Annotated in this window: 15 protein-coding genes and 1 pseudogene; all 16 read right to left on the bottom strand. The window is 49.9% G+C overall.

Annotated elements, in window-relative coordinates:
* Nucleotides 1-930, bottom strand: a pseudogene (pgi, locus tag R0I78_RS05195) (glucose-6-phosphate isomerase); the annotation flags it as partial.
* Nucleotides 931-946: 16 nt separating this feature from the next.
* Nucleotides 947-1,858, bottom strand: coding sequence for a UTP--glucose-1-phosphate uridylyltransferase GalU (gene galU / locus R0I78_RS05200; RefSeq protein ID WP_317074565.1), 912 nt, complete (start codon nucleotides 1,856-1,858; stop codon nucleotides 947-949).
* 57 nt (nucleotides 1,859-1,915) lie between these two features.
* Nucleotides 1,916-2,188, bottom strand: coding sequence for a hypothetical protein (locus R0I78_RS05205; protein ID WP_317074566.1), 273 nt, complete (start codon nucleotides 2,186-2,188; stop codon nucleotides 1,916-1,918).
* 16 nt (nucleotides 2,189-2,204) lie between these two features.
* Nucleotides 2,205-4,460 carry a heparinase II/III family protein gene (locus R0I78_RS05210; protein WP_317074567.1) on the bottom strand — a complete coding sequence of 752 codons (2,256 nt, stop codon included), beginning with the start codon at nucleotides 4,458-4,460 and terminating at the stop codon, nucleotides 2,205-2,207.
* A gap of 232 nt (nucleotides 4,461-4,692) precedes the next feature.
* The gene (locus tag R0I78_RS05215) at nucleotides 4,693-5,892 is read right to left on the bottom strand and encodes a hypothetical protein (protein ID WP_317074568.1); all 1,200 of its coding nucleotides are present in this window, start codon (nucleotides 5,890-5,892) and stop codon (nucleotides 4,693-4,695) included.
* 96 nt (nucleotides 5,893-5,988) lie between these two features.
* Complete coding sequence (locus R0I78_RS05220; protein ID WP_317074569.1) at nucleotides 5,989-6,660, bottom strand: HAD family hydrolase; 672 nt, start codon at nucleotides 6,658-6,660, stop codon at nucleotides 5,989-5,991.
* Nucleotides 6,657-7,349 (bottom strand): acylneuraminate cytidylyltransferase family protein, encoded by a 693-nt coding sequence (locus R0I78_RS05225; protein ID WP_317074570.1) that lies wholly within the window; start codon nucleotides 7,347-7,349, stop codon nucleotides 6,657-6,659. The genes R0I78_RS05220 and R0I78_RS05225 overlap by 4 nt, the downstream gene beginning before the upstream one ends.
* Nucleotides 7,346-8,953 (bottom strand): aldolase catalytic domain-containing protein, encoded by a 1,608-nt coding sequence (locus tag R0I78_RS05230; RefSeq protein ID WP_317074571.1) that lies wholly within the window; start codon nucleotides 8,951-8,953, stop codon nucleotides 7,346-7,348. Before R0I78_RS05230 ends, R0I78_RS05225 begins: the two co-directional genes overlap by 4 nt.
* Before the next feature lie 36 nt (nucleotides 8,954-8,989).
* Nucleotides 8,990-9,742 carry a hypothetical protein gene (locus tag R0I78_RS05235; protein ID WP_317074572.1) on the bottom strand — a complete coding sequence of 251 codons (753 nt, stop codon included), beginning with the start codon at nucleotides 9,740-9,742 and terminating at the stop codon, nucleotides 8,990-8,992.
* 20 nt (nucleotides 9,743-9,762) lie between these two features.
* Nucleotides 9,763-10,602 (bottom strand): glycosyltransferase, encoded by an 840-nt coding sequence (locus R0I78_RS05240; RefSeq protein ID WP_317074573.1) that lies wholly within the window; start codon nucleotides 10,600-10,602, stop codon nucleotides 9,763-9,765.
* Between the two features lie 76 nt (nucleotides 10,603-10,678).
* Entirely contained in the window at nucleotides 10,679-15,877 is a 5,199-nt protein-coding gene (locus R0I78_RS05245) for a glycosyltransferase (RefSeq protein ID WP_317074574.1), read from the bottom strand.
* A gap of 72 nt (nucleotides 15,878-15,949) precedes the next feature.
* On the bottom strand, nucleotides 15,950-17,230 hold the full coding sequence (wecC, locus tag R0I78_RS05250; RefSeq protein WP_317074575.1) for a UDP-N-acetyl-D-mannosamine dehydrogenase: 1,281 nt from the start codon (nucleotides 17,228-17,230) through the stop codon (nucleotides 15,950-15,952).
* Between the two features lie 65 nt (nucleotides 17,231-17,295).
* On the bottom strand, nucleotides 17,296-18,414 hold the full coding sequence (gene wecB, locus R0I78_RS05255) for a non-hydrolyzing UDP-N-acetylglucosamine 2-epimerase (protein WP_317074576.1): 1,119 nt from the start codon (nucleotides 18,412-18,414) through the stop codon (nucleotides 17,296-17,298).
* Nucleotides 18,415-18,428: 14 nt separating this feature from the next.
* Complete coding sequence (locus R0I78_RS05260; protein WP_317074577.1) at nucleotides 18,429-18,734, bottom strand: hypothetical protein; 306 nt, start codon at nucleotides 18,732-18,734, stop codon at nucleotides 18,429-18,431.
* A gap of 11 nt (nucleotides 18,735-18,745) precedes the next feature.
* Entirely contained in the window at nucleotides 18,746-20,317 is a 1,572-nt protein-coding gene (locus tag R0I78_RS05265; protein WP_317074578.1) for a hypothetical protein, read from the bottom strand.
* 21 nt (nucleotides 20,318-20,338) lie between these two features.
* Nucleotides 20,339-21,421, bottom strand: a complete 1,083-nt coding sequence (locus tag R0I78_RS05270) for a chain-length determining protein (RefSeq protein ID WP_317074579.1) — start codon at nucleotides 21,419-21,421, stop codon at nucleotides 20,339-20,341.
* Nucleotides 21,422-21,513 lie beyond the last annotated feature (92 nt).

Raw genomic sequence — 21,513 nt, forward strand, 5'->3', positions numbered from 1 at the left:
CGGAATGTTCTGCTCAAGGGGCGTGGTGCGCAGGTGTTCATCCATGGCATGGGCACCGGCCAGCAGCTCTTCAAAGCGCTCAAAGCCCACCGCCAGAGTAATGGGCAGGCCAATGGCAGACCACAAAGAAAAGCGTCCGCCTACCCAGCTCCAGAAGGTAAACATGTTCTCGGCCGCAATGCCAAACTCCACCACCTTGCGGTGATTGGTAGACACCGCCACAAAATGCTGCTGAATCAGGCTCTCATCACCACAGGCACTCAGCAGCCACTGGCGGGCAGCCACCGCGTTAGACATGGTCTCGTCGGTGCCAAAGCTTTTGGACGACACCACAAACAAAGTGGTGGCCGGGTTAAGCTGGTCAAGGGTGGTGGCTAAATGCGCCGGGTCAATATTCGAGACAAAATGCGCGCGAATGCCGGTGGTGCAATAGGGCTTAAGCGCTTCGCATACCATGGCCGGGCCCAGGTCGGAGCCGCCAATGCCAATGTTCACCACATCGGTGATGGCCAGGCCGGTAAAGCCATGCCACTCGCCCGAATGCACTTGCTCACAAAAGCGGCGCATCTTGGCCAGCTCGGCGTGCACCGCAGGCACCACATTCACGCCCTTATGCTCAAGTACGGCATCGGCGGGCATACGCAATGCGGTATGTAGCACGGCGCGTTGCTCGGTGGGATTAAACTGGTTATCGGCAAACAGGCCGGCAATGGCCGCAGGCAGATTCATGTGCCGGGCCAGCTCGCACAGCTGTTGCAGCACAGCAGGGCACACCTGCTGGCGGGAAAGGTCCACTAATAACTCTTCACCAACATGAAAAGTCAGCTGCTGCACGCGCTGGCTGTTTTCAGCAAAGCGCGCTGCCAGCGTGGGCATGGATTCAGCGCTGCGTTGCAGCGCCTTAAACAAAGGATGTGTAGATAACGGCACAAGAAGCTCTGTTAAATTATTCGCCAGCGGCAAACGGCACTACCTTGTTGCCAGTGTAATTAGCCAGCAAACCGGCAAACTCGTCACCCAGTTCAGGGTGACGCAGGGCATATTCCACGTTGGCTTTCATATAGCCCAGCTTGCTGCCGCAGTCGTGGCTTTTGCCCACCATGCGATAAGCGTCTACCCGTTCTTGTTGCATCAGCTCTGCTATAGCATCGGTGAGCTGGATTTCATCACCGGCACCGGGAGGCGTTTTGGCCAGCAGCGGCCAAATGGCCTGGCTCAGCACATAACGGCCCACTACTGCCAGGTTGGACGGCGCCTGCTCGGCAGCGGGTTTTTCTACAATGCCGGTCATGGGTTTGCTTTGATCAACCACGACCTCGTGGCCCATGCAATCCACCACACCATATTGGCTTACCAGTTGCTTTGGCACTGGCTCTACCATAATCTGGCTGTTACCCGCTTCTTCAAAGCGCTCACGCATACGGGCCAGGTTATCTCGCGCCAGGTTGCAGGCGGCATCGTCAATTAGTACGTCTGGCAAAATAACCGCAAACGGCTCATCACCTACCATAGGCTGAGCACATAACACTGCATGGCCCAGGCCTTTGGCGGCACCCTGGCGCACATGCATAATGGTAACGTCGGCCGGGCAAATGGAACGCACCTCATCCAGCAGCTGGCGCTTTACCCGTTTTTCCAGCGTGGCTTCCAGCTCAAAGCTGGTGTCAAAGTGGTTTTCAATAGAGTTTTTACTGGAATGAGTAACCAGCACAATTTCTTTAAAACCGGCAGCTACTGCCTCGCTAACCACATATTGAATAAGTGGTTTATCAACGATGGGCAACATTTCTTTGGGAATGGCTTTGGTGGCAGGCAGCATGCGGGTGCCAAGGCCCGCGACGGGAATGATAGCTTTCATAAGGAATGATAATTCTTATTTTTATGAGTAAGGGAGAGCAGTGAAGCCTGTAATGCTTCAACCCGCGTTTGTTTTTTTGTGAATTGAAAAATCCAGCCCCAAAAACTGCTCTGCTTGAGTGTTTAAATGGCTGTTTTTTGTTCTTTCTTTGAGAGCAGCCACAGCGGTTACCAGCTTTTGGTTTTCTTCTTGTAGTTTGCTGATTATTTCAGCCAATTGAGCACGTTCACGTGCATGTTCTTCAACCAGTTCCTGCAAACGTAACTCAATGCTGTCGTCCTGATATACAGCAGAGTCTTCAGCCTCCAATATCTTGTTATCATCAGCCATTTACAATTCCCTTCTGTTACTGATTGGTGACGAGCGTTACTTTGAACCCATGCTGTCTGGCCCAGTGCTTGCAGAGTGTTTTTATTTCTTCCGGTAGGGTGCTGTTAACCCATACTTCACCAGACTTGGCCATGCGCTTGAGCAATAGCGGTATCATGGTGATCAGCGAACCGGAAAGTTGTGCCTGATTGATATTAGAGGGGTTGATTACAAGTAACTCTATGCCTTCCAGTCCTCTGATTGCTGACTTATCAAGAATCATAGGAGGTTCACTGGCAAGCTTAAGAATGCGGCAATCAAGCCAGGTGCTCAGGTAATGCTCGTTCAGTGCTGGCTGCAGCGCTTGACACTCATCCTCATTGTTCGCCAGCAGGGTAGTATGGCCAAAACCATGCTCACGGTGTAACCCGGCCAGCTCCATGCTTGAAGATGAACCTCCCAATACAACAGAGTGGGCAATGTGCTTTTCTTCAGGCCAGCTGTTTATTAACTCTGATAACGAGTGTTCCGAACACAGCAGTGGCTGTGGTGGATGAGCAATATTATGCTCTGCAAGTTTAAACTCGAAATGTGTTGTAACGTCAAGCCTATTGCAATCTTGAAAGGTAACCCGTAACAGCTGGCTGTCTTCAAGCTGGTTTGCTTTATAGGAAATACAGCTGAACACCCGGTCTTCTTTTCTGCCTTTTATCACCGATAAATTATCTGGTGAAGCTCCTTCAAAAGTAATGCTCAGTTGGTTGCCTTTGGGGCTGGAGACCAGTACCTTTCGGCCATCGACCTTGATTTCTTTATCTTTTGGAAAGTGCCATTGTAGTGTGACATTACGGAGTTGCTGATCGCTGGCAGAAATCTTATCCGTTACAGTAACAACTTTCTTTTGTGCATCAAAGTTAACACATCTTGCATGCTCTACAGGCTGTAAAACATTGATGAGCATATTAAGATGGGGGTGAAGTTCATCTTCTGAATGCTCTGTTACTTTCCATGCATCCAGGCGATGTTCAAATTCCTGGTCGTAACTGGCATGAGTGATAACAGGCACATTATGGCCGGGGCGGCCCCGCATATATCTGCGTACCGGATCTTTATTGATATAATTATAAAGGCCTGAGTCAATTAACCAGTCTTCACCTCCGGCATAAAGGCTGATATGCCCTTCATCCTGTTGGTGATGGTAACGACTGGAGCAGCCTACCTTGGCAATAAGGTGAAATGCTTTATGAAAATGCTCTCTTGCTGGCCAGTGATCACGAAAAACAGCATAACCGGATTTGGCATAAACACGGTTGAGGTATGGTGAGGGAACTCCCTGCTTACCCTGAGTGAGTGCATAAAGAAAATACTGGTATTCAGGGCGATGCCCGAACATATCCCGATAGGCATCGGAAGTAGGAAGCTGCTCGGTATCCCCAATGGGAGGTAACTTGCCATCTGGGCGCAGAATATGAGTGATAAAGCTCAAGGCTTTTGCTGAAAACTGACTGAACTGTTCGGCAAGATCTCCCAATACAGAAGCAGGGTAATCCTTGATAATGCCAATAAATACTTTAAATACAAAAATGTGGTAAGCAGGGCTGTTTTCTTTATGCACACCTTCATCGGTGAAGGAAAACGCCAGTTCGCTGCTGATTCTGCTAATAGCAAGATGTTGCCACTCTTTAGCCTGTTCACCATCAAACACGGTACCCAGCAGTAGCAGCACCCGGGCCTGCTCTAACCCGTGGTTGGTATGCTCTGAGTAAAAGCTATCTTTAGCCAGCCACTGACCATGAACCTCAATCGCATACTCAAGATACTCAAAAAATTCTGATTGCTGGTCAGCCCATTCAGGAGCATGAATGCGACAATAATAGGCAAAGAAGATCAGCTGCTCAGCACGCAATGCAGTAGCATGATCATGCCAGATAAATTCAAAAGGATGGCTGGTGTCGCTTTTCAGATAAGCATCCAACCATGACTGGATCGCATCACTGGCAAAACTCAGCACAGCATTATCACCAGATGACCGATGATATGCCATCAGATATGACAAGAACGAGAGCCAGTTCAGCCGCCACTGCCAGCTTCTATTTTTAAGAGGGTCTTGCTCCCAGTTGGACCAGTCAGAAAAATCAACAGCTTTAAAGGGAGCTAATTCGAGTTGTTTTTTATTGAAAAGCTTGCCACCCAATTCCTGATTGCTTGCGGATGACAATAACAATTCCAGCTTTTTATTGACGCATAGTTCAAGTGATGGGTCTTTAAAGCGTTTGATTTTTGAGTTGAACATGTAATCCTTTTATCTTAGATGATAATGTCAGTGTTGTGATTAAAATTTTAAAGGCCGGTTGGTAATTTTTTATTACTTTCTATTGTAATTCAATAATGAAGGAATGTGAAAGTAAGAAAGCTGGCTTTGTTTGTGTTGGTGTGATATCGAGTGAAGTGTTATTAGTCTTTTCAAGGTTCTTAGAAGTTACAGGAAGAAGGTTTTGTTGTTTTTTTAATCCCTTCTAGTTTCTCTAGTTTTTATTATATATTTTACGTAGTTTCCTTGATAGTCTTGGTTCTATTTCATTGATTTTAATGTAAGCTTTTTTTATTATCTTTTTCTCATCCATGGTCAGCGCTGCGGTTTCACTAGAAGTTGTTTTTTCATATAGCTCTTTAATTTCATCATAATTAAAGTGAAATTTATTTTTTATTTTTTGTTTTATAGGTACTTTTTTGTTTTTATAGGTTAGGATTTCAACCAAGTTTAATGGGTGGTATGTTTTATTGCTCCACTGAAAATCTTCCCCAACATATCTGCCCATTAGTAATTGCTCGCTCTTTTTTTTTGAAAGCGGATGAATGCCAGATAAATTTTCTACGGGTATGTAACGGTCAAGCATTTCGTGGTAGTAGCCCTTGCCATTAACAGTATAAATTAGATTATCATTTCTTTTTGTTTTTATTTCAAAGCAATTAAGTTGATCTTTTTCATTAAAGTAGCCAAAGCTAATTATAGAATTTTCTGAGTCAGTCTTGGTGATTGTGTTTATTTCTGTATCAATTAAATTGAAATATTCTCCGTTTATGTATTTGAGTTTCAATAAGCTGTTTTTGAATTCATTTACTTTTTCGCTACAAATGTCTTTTGCAGTAACCAAGTTATAAAAGTTAGATGCAAAATAGTCATGGTGATCATGATTGTCGCTTTTTTGATATTCCAAAAAAATATTTATAGTGTTAAGGAGATATAGCCCAAGAGTAAATGATCTTTCTCGCTTTATATGATACTTATCTATAAAGTCATTTTCGTTAAATTTTACTCTACTTAAGTCTAAATAAGTTATTCCTAGACTTTCGCTTAATTCGGAAAAGTATCTATATCTATTGCTGTAATCTTCGTTTTTAATACTGAGGATTGGGAATAGAATGTTTATAGTTGGCTTATTTAAATGAGTGATAAGCGAATAAAAGTTTTCAATGTGGGTTTTATATTCAACACCCAGATCTTTAGTTTTATTCAAATAGAAGTTAATGTCATTAACTACATGGTCGATTATTATTAGGTCGCATGCCTTCAATAAGTTATGGTTTTCTATCAGTGTTTTTATGTAGTAATGGATGGGATTCCTACCAGAAGATAAATTGTTAACTTTATGCCTTAGTTTAAGAGCGTCAACATAATTTGAGTGCATTGCAGAGTTTGATGCACCAATGACTACAATGTTCAATTTATTTAGTCCAGTTATAGTGTAAGGCTTGGATAATTCGATGAGCTTTATCTATTTTTATGTTTTATTAGATTTCGATCTGTGTGTTTCTAATCCTTAAAGTAAACTTGAAAACAGGGCGTGATTTCTAATTTTTTTTTGCTTAACCCATTGTTGCCAGTTTTTTACTTCAGACCATGCGCTTAAAAAAATAAAGTCTATATTCACTTGGCTGGCTGCTTGATAGTCGTATTTACTGTCACCCAAAAACAGGGCTGGGTGTTGAATATTGCCGGAAGCGAGCTCGCGGCTGAGGATCTCATTTTTGGTGTCCGGACTGCCGAAGATGCCGCCATCAAACCACCTTGCTATGCCACGTTGGGCAAACACATCGCGCAATTCGGCCTGGTCACCGCCGGAGACGATCAACCAGCGGGCATTAGGGGTTTGCTTACGCAGCGCTTCAAGGCCAGGGGCTATTTCACAGCTCAACAGGCCTTCACGCACATAGCTTGCATAAGCCTGAAGCAGCTCCTCCAGATTGGGGAGCAGCTTCCGCTGCTCGGCATAGCCAGGTGCGATTTGCTCAAGAAAATAGGCAAACTTTTTGTAGCGTGACACACCGCCGTTGGCGACGTGGTAATCCACCATGGCCTGTGCGGCGGCTTCACCATAGGGTAAGGCGGCCTTGTAAAAGGCCTCCGTTTTAACCTTGTTGGAGTTGAGTACAACGCCGTCACAGTCGAAGACCAGAGTGATGTAGTGGGTCAATGAAAACTGCTGGCTCATGGTGTTACCAGCCCTTTTTCCACCAAGCACTCTGCAATCACAAAGTCTTCGGGCCAGTCGATATCAAAGCTGGTGAATTTGTCCATGGCATAGAGATAAGGACGACGGCCAATGCGATCATCCAGCTCACGATAAAGGTCGGCAGGGGCCAGGAAAGCACCGCTGTTCACCTCATGCACCGGTGCGAGGGTCTGGGTTCGTGGCCACTTCTCGATAGCGCGGTCGTAGTTCATAGGCTGCTCATCCTGCCAAAGAAAACCATGAATCGCCGTAGTGGTCATCAAGGAGTCATAGCCCTGTTCACGTTGTTTAAAGTAACTTTGGATCACATCGTTATAGTGCTTAGCGGTAATGAAGGGGGAGGTTACGTGTGTCCAGAGAATGTGCCCTTCAGGAATCAGCTCAAGTGCATGTGCTACCAGTTGATCCGTACTGGTCTCGCTGGATGACAGCTCTTCAACACGACGGTGTAAACGCAGCCGGGGATCTCCCAAGGATTCGGCATACGCGAGAATGTCATCATCGTTTGTAGTTAAGACGACCTCATCAATCGTTTCCGCAGCAAGTAACTGGTGGAGCTTTACTTGGATCAAACCGTATTCATAGCCGGCAAAAGGCTTGATATTCTTCTTCACCACACGCTGGCTGCCGGCACGGCAGGGGAGGAAGCAGGTTACCTTCTCAGTCATGAGTCTATCCCATATATACTCTTCTTGATCACATCGTAGCGTGATGGCGTGATAGCAATGAGGGGAAGTGCCTTATTAGCTTCCTGGAATTGCTGCACCACGCGGTTCATTTCTGTATTGCGTGGATCTTCGCCTAGGTAGCCATCGAAGCCTGCCAAATATAAAGTTGAAGCACCACCGCTTGCCGCAATCGCAAAAGCGTAGGCCATCACGAGTGATGTGGGCGTTGTGCAGTGCGTTTCGCCAAATTCAAAACACTCAGCCTGCACATTCAAGCCAAAATCCAGTACTTCCTTGCCTGCCAGTGAATCGCATACATCTGCCGGCAGCATGGAGTAGGGCGTGATCAGCGGCTGAGGCAGCCGAGTGTGGGCTTCACAGTCTGCCAGCAGGCGTACTGGGTGGCAGGCAACGCGCAGATCAATCAGCTCAGCATCAATGGCGCTCTGGGTATTAAGGGCCAGCACCAGCGGCTTATGCTGGCGAATATAACGTTCCAGCGCTGCACGATGGCGGGCAACACCGGGGCCTGTGCCCAACAACAGTACCTCGCGGCCGGCAAAACGCGTTTTGGGCGACCACTGCCCCTTGGGCTCGCCACGGTAGAAATGACGGGCGGCATCCAGGGTGTTCAGGCTGAATTTTTTGCCGCCCTCTACCCGCAGGTGCTCGATCACTGCCAGTACATCTTCCTCGCTGTAGCGTGAGTCGCTGAGCATTTCCTGAATATAGGTGGGGTGAATGCCGTATTTGCCTGCCAGATAGTAGTAGGGGTTGGTACCCCAGCCATAGTGTACCTGCATGGGCTTGAAATGTTTGCGCAGCAGCGCCATCAGCGGCACCAGGTTGGCAGGCTGGCCACGGCGTTCGGCCATTTCAATGGCCAGCTCTTCGGTGCGGGCATTGCCGGGGCCACGGCCCATACCGGTAACGGTGGCATCTACCCAGGTCACGCCTTCGTCGAGCGCGCGCAGCGTATTGGAAAGCGCCAGGCCCATATTATCGTGAGTATGAATACCCATGGGGCCTTTCCACTCGGAGCGGAACCATTGAATGGTGGTGGCTACCTGTTCCGGGTTCATGCTGCCCATGCTGTCGGCAAAATAGAGTGCATCCAGTGGGTAGTTTACCGCTTCCCGCGCCAGCGCTTTTACTTCTTCTTCGGTGCGATCCGCTACCTGCATCAGGTTAAAGCCAACCGAATATCCCCGCTCTTTAAGCCAGGTTGCTGCCGGCAGCGCCTGTTTAAACTCATGCACATGACAGGCAATGCGCACCAAGTCTACCGGAGAGTGACTGGCAGAGTGAGGGAACAAGCGCTGCAGCGCTTCTTGTTGCGGAACGTCGCCTACCAGCTCACTACCGTTAACCATCACACCAATGGTGATGCCTTCCGGCAAGGGCAGGCTGTTAATAAACTCATCGGTGGTATAAGCGCAGGCCCCGTTAAAGCCTGAGTTTTTAAGTGAGCGCAGGCCTAACTCAATAATATCTACGCCAGCCGCCTGCATGGCATCGAGGTACTGGTGGATCAGCTCAGGGCAAAAATCCCAGGCGTTGTAGTAGCCGCCATCGCGGAAGGTGCAATCTAGGAACGCAAACATATTCACCTCAACAATAAACAAGAAAAGTTTTCAACATCAACCTGACAGGGAGGCTAAAAATCTTTTGTCAAACTTTTTAGAGACACCTTTTTTAACACGAGGACACAACATCAAGAGCTTTTTCTCACCCCACAAATTTTCCCTTTTCCTCTTCCCCTCTATCCACTCTCTCCCAGCCACACAGACCTGTAGCAATGCAATACATTTTAATAAATCACCATAGTGAGAAGACCCAATTCTGCTTATATTCCTTGCGTCGATCACTGACCTATAGAAAAACCTTTCGAGCCACTGAATATTATTTATAGACTCACTCACATTACCGCGACTAAAATCCGAGAAAGCTGAAAAAGCGATTAACCTAGCTACATTTTGGGTGTAAGAAGGCTTCAGTGAGTCAAATTTTTCAACATCATTTTTGAGAGACCTGATTCCATCGAAAGGGCTGAGTCCGAGATATATCTCAGCATGCCAAACAGCCGTAACAATTGAAATCAGCACCTGCTTTGGGTCGTCTCGAATACCGTGCACGACCTCACCAGAAAGCGCTTTCTCCCTAACAACACGATAGTTTTCACGCAGCTTACTATGAAACACCTTCAACTCTTCAAAACAGTCACTTTCTATACACTTATAAACACCAACAACACAAGCTGACGCTTTCCTTTCAGAAGAGAGACTTACGCTATCAGAGAAGCAACGCGCCATACGAATAATTTCAGAAGAACTTTCTGGCCGAAGCCCTTCATAATAAAAAAAACTTTCAAAATCCAGATCATTATAATCCATAAAAAACCTAAACAACTCGATCAAAAAGAGACTGAAAATTTAGAAAGCACCGTCTCACTACTAATTTCCCCGCTTATCTTCTTTAACTCCCCTTTATACCTTTCCTCATCACTATACACATCTGATGAGAAATGCGCAGAGCGAATAAAAGACTTAAACGAAGAGTCAATAACAACCGGGGCCTTAAAGTCGAATCTGCCATGGGCACCAAAGCAGTAAACAGATCTAAACTTTCTTCTCGCCCCCTTGTCGACAAAATTAATATAAGCAAGACCTATGGCTATTTTTGGTTTATTATAGTTCCTAAACCCTATTAACTCGCCACCATCCCCAACATACCCAATATACCCATCAGGAAATGAAACACCGAAACCAGAAAAATCTTTCCTGGCAAATCTCTTGAGATTGCTATAAAAATCGTCAGACAATGCATCATCATCATCCATACGCATTGTCAAATAAAGCACATCATCACCACGATGAAGCTTCTTCATCGTTTTAAGTGTGACCTTTTTTATATTAGCATCTTCCTCAGAACTAAAAACCACACTTAGAAAGGAATTATCTTTTTGAACCTCAATGAGTTTTTCCTTGTGGTCTTCTGGTAGCATCGATGAGGCATTTACGACCACCTTAAACTCTACCTCATCAGGATCGTTTATGACCATTTCATTAAATTTTTGCAATGAAGGCAGGGTCAATTTTTTGAACAGACCCAACCTATAATCCAGCCTAACCGGGTCAAGCATTTTATTTTTAAAATCCTCATACCCCAAATCCCTCAACTGAAGAAAAGTTCCAGGCGCAAAGCTGGGAGAAAGAAGGGTATACCTAATAGAAACTAAAAAAACCTTTCTCATTAAAACATCTCCTAAACAGTGTTTTTATTTCAAAATAAAAGAAACCAAAAGATACAAAAATACACAATCAAAAGCTTCACCCCATAATCACAAAAGTCAACTCATTCATGACAGCAGCGATGTCAAATTTTTCTATTGCAAAAGCCTTCAAGCTGGCCTGATTTCCCGGGCCAGCCTTTATGCCCTCAGCCGCCGCCTTGGCATCCGCATACACCCACTCCTTCGGATAGATCTCATCCGCCCCTTCCCAAGGAAGTATGATCGGCGTACAGCCTGATGCGGCACCATCGGCAATAGTGAAGTGGAAGCTTTCAAAGTCACTGGTGGAGAGTGCGAAGTCGATACCGGCGTACCACTCGGGCATATCGTTGCCGTGGGGGTCAAAAATTACCGCCCCTTTCAGGATCGGGTCCTCTTCCAGGCGGCGGTATTGGGTTTCGTACCAGGCCATTTCCTCGGGGCGGTTGGTCATCCAGGGATACTCTTCAGGCCGCTTACCCTTGATCCGCAGGGTATAACCGTCGTCTTCCTTGCGCAGCTCACGCAGAATATCCAGCGCCAGGTCGAAGCGCTTACGCTGCGGCACGATTCCTACAAAGCCCAGCACCTTGCCGTTGGTGGGCTTGCGCGGTACCGACTGCAGGCCTTCTACATCCACGCCGTTATAGACCACCACACCGTTCTTCTTGAGTACGGGGTTCTTGGCGATTCCCTGGCGCAGGATATGGGGGCCGACAAACATCACCGTATCGAAGGCCTCGAAGGGAATCTTCGGGAACAGGACGTGATCGATCTCCTGCAGGTGCAGCCTGCCTACCAGCTTCTGCCCTTCCCGCTTGTGCTTGCCGTACCAGATGGCGTTGCCCAGGGTCCATTCGCAGAACACCGTATCGGCCTGGCGCACCAGGCGCTTGCTGGCGATCTCGTTGTGCTGGTTGTGGCCGGTCCAGAAGTCCAGCAGCAGGCGAATGCCCGCCTGGGTGAAGTAGGGGTAGAACGGCTTGATGAACTTGAGGTCGTGACCGGCGATCACCACGGTCTTCTTGGGCGCGACGTTGGGCGCCTGCTCGTGACTTTGCGGCGGCTTGCGCAGGGCCAGGGCGGGCTGCTGTGCGGCCCAGACGGTAAGGTCGCTGGCCGGCATCCCGCTATTGGGGCGCAGCAGCTGCAGCCCGGCGTCAATGGGGTGATTCTCCAGCGCCACGCCGGGCCACTCGCCTTCTGCCAGTTCCGGGCGGCGGTTAAAACCGATACGCGCCTGAGAGGCATAGGCCGTCGGCCAAGCCAAGTCTTCCAGATCTTCCGGCTCCAGGTCCGCCAGAGCGCGGGGGTCTGCCAGCAGCCAGAGACTGCCCGCCTCCGCGCTCTGGGCCTGGGGGCTGTCGCAGGCAATGCCGGCGGCTTCCAGCTTGGCCTGGGTATCTGCCTGCCACTGGCTGGCCAGAATGCGCTGGGGGCGCAGGGTCTGGGCCAGCAGTCGCTCTGCCGCCGCCTTGGTGACCTCTTCGGTCAGCAGCGTGATGGCGGGCGGCTCGGGGGCCAGCATCACCACGCCAGCGGTGCGCAGCATCTGCACCAGCCGGTGCTGAGTGGTGTGGGCGCGCATGACGGCACGGGCCCCTTTAAGGGCATTGCGCCAGCGATAAGCGGGGTGATTAAGCAGGTTTTCCAGTGCCTGGGCGGCTTCACTTTCGGTGTTAACTACATGCCCGGCGTTTTCCAGGTAGCGGTTCATGCCCAGTGCCGGGCCTGTAATAAGCGGTGCACCACAGGCGGCGGTTTCTATTACCCTACGAGAGAACATGGTGGGGGAGTCCAGCACCGAGTTTACGTTAATCTGCACCGGGTGCGCTTTATAGGCCTGGATCATTTCCTCGTAGCTCAGGCTGCCCGCCACATGGCCGCCCAGGCCGCCCGGGTATTTATAGGGAGACTCGGGGTCATCATGCTGGCGATCATAAATGGTCAGCCCCAGTGGGGCTGCAGCACTCATGATCTTGTCCATATATTCGGTACGCTCGGGGTAGCGCTTGCCGTAATAGGTGCCACCATAGGCTGCCGTGTGCTGCCATGGGCGGGTAGATGGCAGCAGGTTATGAATTTTGGGAGAGGCATAAAACGGGCTGCTGCTGGCTGTTTGAGTAAAAGCGCCCGGAGTGCTGAGGTAGGGAATAATCCGCCGGCTGTCTGTGGTAAACACATGATCACACAGGCTGGCCGCTTTGCGGAAGCGGTCGAAGTGAACCGGGTCTTCCTTGTTCCAGAACAGGCTGGGAATGCCGCTGTTGCGGCAGTGTTCCAGCAGAGCCTGCAGCGGGGCAAATTCTTCGTCCGAGTAATGGCCTACCTTGCGGTGCCATTGGCCGTTGTTACCCTTCCAGGCCGACTCTACAAACATGGCATCAATGGGCTGATGAGCCAGTTCTTGCCGCCAGTTTTCCGGAGACAGCGTTACTACCTTTACCGCACTTGCCAGGGTGTCGGTGGTGAACTGATCGGCAATCAGCCCGAGTGTTATTTGATCCAGGCATTTGCTTGTTGCACATGAAGGCGTTTCAGCCTGCAGTGTTTCCAGCGCCTGGCTGTAGTGGCTGGTTACCTTGTTCCAGGTGCGTTCCTGTTTAATCCAGGCCCGGGCGGCTTTGCCGAGGCGTTCTCTTTCTTGCGGGCTGGCAATCAGCTCTTTGAGTGTGCTGGTGAGTGAAGCCAGGCTGTCTTTGGCAAACATGCGAGCCCGCTCGTTGTTACCGGCAAAGGTTTTGTGGGGAGACACGTCCGACAATACCACCGCCTTGGCCATGGCCATGGCTTCCAGTGGCTTGAGTGGTGATACCATCTCTGTTACCGCAGACGACAGGCGTGGCACCGGCATAATGTCCATGCACGAGAGGTAGCGCGGCACTTCATTAAAGGGCACCCGTCCGGTAAAGCGGCATTCATTTTTAATATTCAGCTGTTTGGCTTTGGCTTTAACGGTGTCTATTACCTTGCCGTCACCCACCAGTACAAAATGGAAGGGAATGGCGGCTTTTTTGAGTTCAGCCAAAGATTCCAGTAGCAGTTCCAGTCCTTCATAGGCCACGGCACTGCCGGCATAGCCTATTACCGGCACACCGGCCTGCAGGTTAAGTTTGCTGGCTATTTCTTTGTCTGCCGGCCGAGGAGCAAAACGCTCTGCATCCACGGCGTTGGGAGCAATCACAATATGTTCGGGGTTGGTGCCACGGGAAATCAGCTCGTCCGCCAGCTCTTGGGTGAGCGTAATAACCAAGTCGGCTTCACGAGCAGTTTGCGCTTCCAGTGCTTTCATCAGGTGGTAGCGGTCGGAATCCATCCACTCTGGCTGGGTGGATGCCTGGGTTACTTCCCACAGGCCGCGCACTTCATACACAAAGGGCAGGCCCAAACGGCGGGCTGCCATCAATGCCGGCAGGGCGGTAATATGATTAGAGGCCGCCACAATCACTTCTGCACCACTGGTTTGCGCTTCGCGTAAGAAGTGATCGGCGGCTTCGGCCAGGTAAAGATCCAGCGGCGTTTTGTTCAGGTTCCAGCCGGCACAGGCGGTGTAGGTAATGCCATCCACTTGCTCAATATGGTAGCCCTTTCCGGAAACCTTGATATTGGCATCCCAGGGGAAGCCAGTACGGGTGGTTGCATTGACTTTCCATCCTGCATTTTGCAGCCCGGTAGCAATGCCGTGAGAGCGGGTGGAGTAGCCGTTGGTGGCATGGGGCACGGACTGATGCAGGCAATAAAGCAGGTGCTTACGTTTGGTTAACAGGCCGGCGTTAGGCTGGCGAGGAGGGAGCTTCCAGCCCTGTTGCAGGTTTGCCAGTCCTTTTACAAAGGCATGAAAGTCACGCTTTGGCTTATCAAACTTAATGCCTTTCTTTATCAGGTTATCAAGAATATCAAGGGTATCCTTGATATTTCCTTCTTTATAGAAAAGCTGGCTGGCGGTGTTGTAATCTGCTTTTGAAATATCAATGCTTGCTTGTTTGCCAACTCTAATCTGTTTTACCGACGTTTTTGTGTGAGCAGGGAAATTGGATAGTGTAAGCAATGCTTTGGTTTGGCTGGAAAAGGTCAGCTTGCTGATGTCCATTGCCTGCAAGTTGCTACTTTCAAGACAGTCTTTAATTTTATTAGCAAGACTCTCGCTGTTATCGGCCTTAAAAGTGGCAATGTTGGAGTGCTCTTGTGCCAGCTCCGCCAGTGGTGCCACATCAGAAACCAGCAACGGGCGCTGATGTGCCAGGGTTTCTGCGGCTTTCATGGGGGGAACCAGCTCACACACCGGCAGTTTTTTACGCGGAATAACTACCAGGCTACACAGTGCGTAATAGTCTGCAATTTTCTCGTGATCTATACGGCCAGTGCTGATAACCCAAGGATATTCGGAAAAGGTTTTTGATTTGCTGGATGTTGCTGCTTCTGTGTTACCAACAATCATTAACTTTAGTTTTTGGCCTTGATCAATCAGCGTGCTGCAGGCTTCCATTAGCAGATCCAGACCTTCGTAGGCATTGGTGCTGCCAATGTAACCAACCACTTTTTCATTGCTCTGAATGTTAAGGCTGGTCTTTAGTGAATCAGATTGGTGCTTTATTTCCGGAATTGAGCTTACGGCATTAGGAATAATTTCTATATTACCCGCACTAATGCCTCTTTTCGTCAGCTCGTTTTTCATCAGGCTATTTAGCGTGAATACTTTCTCTGCTTGCATCGCCACAAACGTGTCGCGCAGGGCTTCTGCTTTGAATTCGCTGGTCTTGGCATAGCCGGGTTCACGGGCATCCCGGCTCAGCTCCCAAAAGCCGCGCACTTCATTATAAAAAGGCAGGTCCAGCCGCCTGGCGGCAATCCAGGCGGGCAGGCCCACTATGTAGTTGGAAGCCGCTAATACTACCTGCGGGCGATAAACCCGGAACAACTCAATAAACCGCTGCACACTTTGCTCAAGGTGTGCTTTTTCACTGGCCGGTGCCACTGTGTTCCAGCGGCTGTGAATATAGCGCACGCCATCTATTGTGCTTTCTGGCTGAGTGGTGGCACCCAGCTCCCAGGGGCGGCCGGGGCGCACAAAACACAGGGTATCAAAGCCGTGCTCGTGCAGGGCTTTGGCTACGCCCTGAGTGCGAATGGCATAGCCGTTGCTGGCATAGCTTTGGCCATGGCTGACTACATAAGCGATGCGGTCTTTGATGGGCGCAATAAGTGGCGTTGCCGGTTGGCTGGCAAGTGTGAGGGCGTGTTCTATGAGTTGATCCATGCTTGTTCTTTTTGTTAGTGGCGGAATGACTGTGCGTTTAAAGACTCCGGCTTTCGCCGGAGTGATGCTTGGTTAGCCGGTCAGGCCTACGGCATCCACCAGATGTTTGCACTCGGCCACTTCGGCCACCTGGCTGATAAAGGGTTTGTGTTTTACCAGCACACAGACCACATCGGCTTGGGTCAGCGCCTGGTGCAGAGGAGTAAGGCTTACATTGTCGGCCTGCAGTTTGGCGGGCAGTGTTTCTATGTTGGGCTCTACAATTTGCACCTTGCAGCCAAGGGCGGCTACTTGCTGAGCAATGCCCAATGCCGGGCTTTCACGCAGGTCGTCTATGTCTGGCTTAAAGGCCACGCCCAGGCAGGCCACGGTAATGTCGCTGCGGGTTTTTTCCGGCTGAGTGCAGTGAATGGCATCCAGCTGTTTGCGCACCTGCTCCAGCACCCACTGGGGTTTGCCGTCGTTTACCAGGCGGGCGGTATGAATAAGCTTTGCTTCTTCGGGGCAGCTGTCCACAATAAACCAGGGATCTACGGCAATGCAGTGGCCGCCCACGCCGGCACCGGGTTGCAGAATGTTTACCCGCGGGTGGCGGTTGGCCAGGGCAATGAGTTCCCACACGTTAATATCCAGCTTGCTGCAGATAATGGACAGCTCGTTGGCAAAGGCAATGTTTACATCGCGAAAGCTGTTTTCAGTGAGCTTGGCCATTTCGGCGGTGCGGGCGTTGGTGATCACACATTCGCCTTCTACCACAATTTTGTAGAGGTCTGCTGCGGCCTGGCTGCATTTGGGGGTCATGCCGCCAATTACGCGGTCGTTTTCTACCAGTTCGCGAATTACATGGCCGGGCAGCACCCGCTCGGGGCAGTGGGCAATGCGAATGTCGGAATCTTCACCGTGAGTTTGCGGAAAGGTGAGGTCGGGGCGGGCTTCCGCCAGCCAGGCGGCCATGCTTTCGGTGGCACCCACCGGGCTGGTGGACTCCAGCACTACCAGATCTCCGGCTTTCAGCACCGGAGCCAGGGCTTTGCTGGCGGCTTCTATATAGCTGAGGTCGGCTTTGTGGCTGTTGCCGGCGTCATCGTGAATAAAGGGGGTGGGCACGGCAATTAAAAAGGCATCGGCCGGCTCGGGTTTGGTGGTGGCATGCAGGTAACCTTCGGTTACGGCAGCGTGCACTACTATGTCGAGCTCGGGTTCAACAATGTGAATTTCACCTTTGTTGATGGTGTCTACGGCGTGCTGGTTTACGTCTACGCCAATTACTTTCTTTTTGCGTGAGGCAAATACAGCGGCGGTGGGCAGGCCAATGTAACCAAGGCCAACTACGGAGATAGTGTTGTAAGGCATGATGTTCCTGAGGGAAGTTAAAACAGATGGAGATCCTGACTTTCGTCAGGATGACGGCATAATTCTTATTTTGCTAAGAGGGCGTCCATTATGCGCTGGCAGGCTTTGCCGTCGCCGTAGGGGTTGTGGGCAAAGCTCATTTGCTGGTAGGCGGCTTTGTCGGTTAGCAGTGTGTTCAGCTCTTGAGTGATCACGTCGGTGCTGGTGCCCACCAGTTTTACTGTGCCAGCGGCTACGGCTTCGGGGCGTTCTGTAGTGTCCCGCATTACCAACACGGGCTTGCCCAGAGAAGGCGCCTCTTCCTGAATGCCGCCAGAGTCGGTAAGAATAATGTGAGAGCGGTTCATCAGGTATACAAAGGGCAGGTAGTCGAGCGGTTCAATAAGATGAATGTTGCTTACTTCGCTTAACAGGCGGTTTACCGGCTCGCGCACGTTGGGGTTAAGGTGCACCGGGTAAACAATTTGCACGTCCGGGTGCTGTTTGGCAGTGTTGGCCAGCGCCTGGCAAATGCGCTCAAAGCCGCCGCCAAAGCTTTCCCGGCGGTGGCCGGTTACCAGCACCATTTTTTTGTTTGCATCCAAAAAGCTGAAGCGTTCGGCAAGCTCTGCGGCCAGGGGCTGGTTGGTGTCCAGCTTTTTAATGACTTCCAGCAGCGCATCTATCACGGTATTGCCGGTTACATAAATGCGGTTGGCATTTATTCCTTCGTTCAGCAGGTTTTGCTGCGAGTTGCTGGTGGGAGCAAAGTGTTTTTCTGCCAGAGCACCGGTTAGCTTGCGGTTGCCTTCTTCCGGCCAGGGGGAGTAGATGTTGCCGGTGCGCAGGCCTGCTTCTACGTGGCCTACCGGAATTTGCTGGTAATAGGCTGCCAGGGTGGCCGCAAAGGTGGTGGCGGTGTCGCCGTGCACCAGCACAATGTCGGGCTTGAATTCGGTAAATACGTTTTTCATGCCCTGCAAAATGCCGGTGGTTACGTCGGTTAAGTCCTGTCCGGGTTTCATCAGGTTCAGGTCGAAGTCTGGTTTCAGCTCAAACAAGTCCAGCACCTGGTCCAGCATTTCCCGGTGCTGGGCGGTTACACATACTTTGGCATTAAAGCGCTCATCTGCGGCCAGCTGCAAGGCCAGCGGAGCCATTTTTATGGCCTCGGGGCGAGTGCCGAAAACGGTTAAAACTTTCATGATACTTCCTGTAGTTAACGATCTTGCAGCTGGTATTCCAGCTCTTGAGTGCGGGTGTAATAGTGCTCCAGCAGTTGCTGAGTTTGTTCCAGTTGTTGCGCCAGTGCCTGGCTGTTTGAGGCGTTGGTTTGCAGTGTGTTGCTGGCAGCAGGCTGCAGTGGTTTGCCGTTCAGCTTTTGCTCACATAGCTGCACATTGGCTTTAAACAGGTGCTGGCCATATTTGGCGGCGGCTTGTTGATAGTGCTTAAGGGCCTGCTTGTAGTCGCCCTGGCGGTAATGCTGCACGGCTTGTGCAACCAGCAAAGTTTGAGTGGTCATTATGTTTGCACTTAAGAGTTAATGGAGAGTAGCAGGGCGCTTTTATCACCGGCCCATATGTGTTCTTTAAAGCCCAGGCTGCGTTCAGCCAGCTGGCTGCGCCATTGCTCTGCGCTTTGTTGTTCACTGTCGCGGTGGTGGTCGTCCAGCACCACGTCCAGCCGGTGGCGGGCAAAATGGTTAAGTAGTACGGGCAAGGCAGGAGTACGGCTGTGTTCTGTTGGTTCAGCAGAGGGGCCATCTACCAGTACCAGAATGTGTTTTTCTTCATTTTGCAGCAAACTGGCAAGCTGTTGTAATTTGGGCTCACAGTCGTAGAACAAATGCTCCGGACTAAACGTGCAGTTAACCAGCGGTACATGCACCAGCTCTACTACTTCGCTCAGACCTTGTTGTTTAATGCTCTGAAGTGTTTGCTGATAGTACGTTTTGTTGTGCTCAAAGCTTATTACCCGTTTGGGCAGTTCGTGCTCGCGGGGCATCAGGTGTGTTTGCGTCTCATTGTTGTGCAAGGCCAGCTGGCTATTGCCTTGCCAGTGTTTGTGTTGGCTTAACAGGGCACGTGCCAGCAGCGAGGTAGAGTGGCCGCTGCCAAATTCAATAATCAGGTCGTAGTTATTGTTTTGCACCAGTGTTATCAGGTGCTGTGCCAGCTCCGGGCTTATGCTGATGTCTGAAAACTGCAGTGGTTGTTCACCAAAGCTGAGGCTGTGCTGCACCGCCAGTGCTGCTTGCCACTGGCGGTTGCTGCTTGCATGCATTTTGGTTACATGCTGGCCTAGGGCGTTGGTGTTTTGCCGCAGCTGCTCGGCCTGGCTGGCAAACAGCTGTTCCATTTTTTGCTCTAGCTCGGTGAGTTTGTTGCCGACTTGTTGCTGTTGTTGCGGTTGTGTTGTTAGCTGGTTTATTTGCTCGTTGGCACTGCTTAGCTGCTGGGTGAGATCAATAACTTGCTGGTTAAGGCTATCAACCTGTGGTTTTAAAGGGTTGAGCCGCCATTCCTGTATAGAAATATCTGAGTCTTCATTATTCTGGCTATTTAATGAAAAGCCTTCTTGTTGTAATTGCTCTGTTAACTGTGCAGGGCTATTGCTGATTTGAAAAAACGGCTGGGTCGGCAGGCTCATTTGCAACTGAGTAAAATAATGCAGTTGTTTGCACTGAGCCAGCGCCGCAATAATGGCAGCCTCTTCACCTGGTGCTTCCACTACCAGTTTGTGCTGTTCATTTTTTGGTAACTGCAACCGTTCCAGCATTGCTGCTGGGGTCAGGGTAGTCACCTTATGCCGGTTCGTTTCCCGGATTCCGGGGTAGAGTAGGGGCAGGCTGTTCGTCAGATGCAGGCTGCTATAGTCTGCGAGGTTATACTCGGTGAGTATTGCTGGTTGGTTGTTGCCCCGGCTGCTTATGGCCAGCTCCCACACTTCAGTGTTTGGCATGTCGGCCGTCAGTCGGCGTAGTCTTTCTGCCCGGGCAGGAAGAGGCTCTATCAGTACCAGTTTTTGGCAGTTGAGTTGCCGATACTCAGCAAGCCGGTTACCGGCACCTATGTGTACTAAAGTATGGATGGGAGGGCTGGTCATTATTCTTTCCTGTGTTTTTAGTTAGTCTCTATGGTCTCTTACAATAATGACCAGCATGTTAAATATAAAAGCGATAAAAAGCATTACAATGGCGAATATGCTGGCATTGTAGAGCCGCTCGGGCTTGGTGCTGTATTCCGGCTGAAGCGGACTTTGTAACACGCTCACTTGTTTGAGTTTACGGGCGGCTTCTATACGAGTGTTTTCCAGGGCAGCCAGAGCGCTGGAGTAGGTTTGCTGGGCAAATTCAGCTTTAAGCTCCAGGGTTTGGTAGTCTGCAGACACTTGGTTAAGGGCATTACCCGTGGCCTGTGCCAGGCGATTCCGTTCATTTTCTATTTGTTTTTTCAGAGCGTTTATTTCACTGCGAACCTGAATTAGTTCTGCTGAGCGACTGCCCTGATAACTTTGAATGGCACTGTATTTTGCCTGTGTGGTTGCTAGTTCTGCCTCCAGTGATGAAACAACCTGATTCAAACTCTCTACTGTTTGAATAGGAGAAATAAGCCCATATTCGTTTTGGTAGCTTATCAGTGCCTCTCGGGTGCTGTTAAAGTGTTGTTCGAGCCTGCGAGTTTGCTTTTCCAAAAATTGCACTTGTTCTTCTGCCAGGTGCTGACCCATGTCGTTCATATGAGCTTCACCACTGCTCAGGATCAACTGAGCCAGTTGATGCGCGAACTCCGGGCTAAATGCCTGCACTTCAATATTCAATACACCTGCATATTCATCCAGCTCTACATTTACTCTTTTTTGGTAGTATTTATGTAGTTGCTCAATCGGTGCGTTTTTGTTCCACAGCCTGGAAAACAGATCGCCGTTTTCACTATAGTGCTGGCGAAAGGGCAGCTCACTTTCTACTTTTTTCAGCATGTCTACAGACAGCAGGTGTTCCCTTAATAGCAGCAAGTCGCTGTTTCCTTTGGTGCCGGTTAACAGGCTGGAAAAGCTGATTTCCGGCGTGGCAATTTGCGGACTCTCCAGCACTACAGTGGCATGAGACACATAGCGGTCTTCTGCCCAAAGAAACCAATAGATGCTAACAACAATAATTGCGGCAAATGTGAGAGCCCAATGGGGCTGCTTTTTTATAAAACGTGTCATGGTGTCTCGTAACGATTCGAGGAAAGATGGTTATCTTTCTGTATTTAGTGTGATATGCCGTGGTGTATTACGATGTGTAAGGAAATAGTTTT

It is taken from the genome of Oceanimonas sp. CAM02, from assembly GCF_032842915.1.
GTDB lineage: Bacteria > Pseudomonadota > Gammaproteobacteria > Enterobacterales > Aeromonadaceae > Oceanimonas > Oceanimonas smirnovii.

Coding starts and splice junctions, on each gene's coding strand:
- wecC (WP_317074575.1), bottom strand. CDS start 17,230: ATGCCTTACAACACTATCTCCGTAGTTGGCCTTGGTTACATTGGCCTG.
- R0I78_RS05235 (WP_317074572.1), bottom strand. CDS start 9,742: ATGGATTATAATGATCTGGATTTTGAAAGTTTTTTTTATTATGAAGGG.
- R0I78_RS05270 (WP_317074579.1), bottom strand. CDS start 21,421: ATGACACGTTTTATAAAAAAGCAGCCCCATTGGGCTCTCACATTTGCC.
- R0I78_RS05225 (WP_317074570.1), bottom strand. CDS start 7,349: ATGACTGAGAAGGTAACCTGCTTCCTCCCCTGCCGTGCCGGCAGCCAG.
- wecB (WP_317074576.1), bottom strand. CDS start 18,414: ATGAAAGTTTTAACCGTTTTCGGCACTCGCCCCGAGGCCATAAAAATG.
- R0I78_RS05240 (WP_317074573.1), bottom strand. CDS start 10,602: ATGAGAAAGGTTTTTTTAGTTTCTATTAGGTATACCCTTCTTTCTCCC.
- R0I78_RS05220 (WP_317074569.1), bottom strand. CDS start 6,660: ATGAGCCAGCAGTTTTCATTGACCCACTACATCACTCTGGTCTTCGAC.
- R0I78_RS05245 (WP_317074574.1), bottom strand. CDS start 15,877: ATGGATCAACTCATAGAACACGCCCTCACACTTGCCAGCCAACCGGCA.
- R0I78_RS05265 (WP_317074578.1), bottom strand. CDS start 20,317: ATGACCAGCCCTCCCATCCATACTTTAGTACACATAGGTGCCGGTAAC.
- R0I78_RS05260 (WP_317074577.1), bottom strand. CDS start 18,734: ATGACCACTCAAACTTTGCTGGTTGCACAAGCCGTGCAGCATTACCGC.
- R0I78_RS05210 (WP_317074567.1), bottom strand. CDS start 4,460: ATGTTCAACTCAAAAATCAAACGCTTTAAAGACCCATCACTTGAACTA.
- R0I78_RS05205 (WP_317074566.1), bottom strand. CDS start 2,188: ATGGCTGATGATAACAAGATATTGGAGGCTGAAGACTCTGCTGTATAT.
- R0I78_RS05230 (WP_317074571.1), bottom strand. CDS start 8,953: ATGTTTGCGTTCCTAGATTGCACCTTCCGCGATGGCGGCTACTACAAC.
- galU (WP_317074565.1), bottom strand. CDS start 1,858: ATGAAAGCTATCATTCCCGTCGCGGGCCTTGGCACCCGCATGCTGCCT.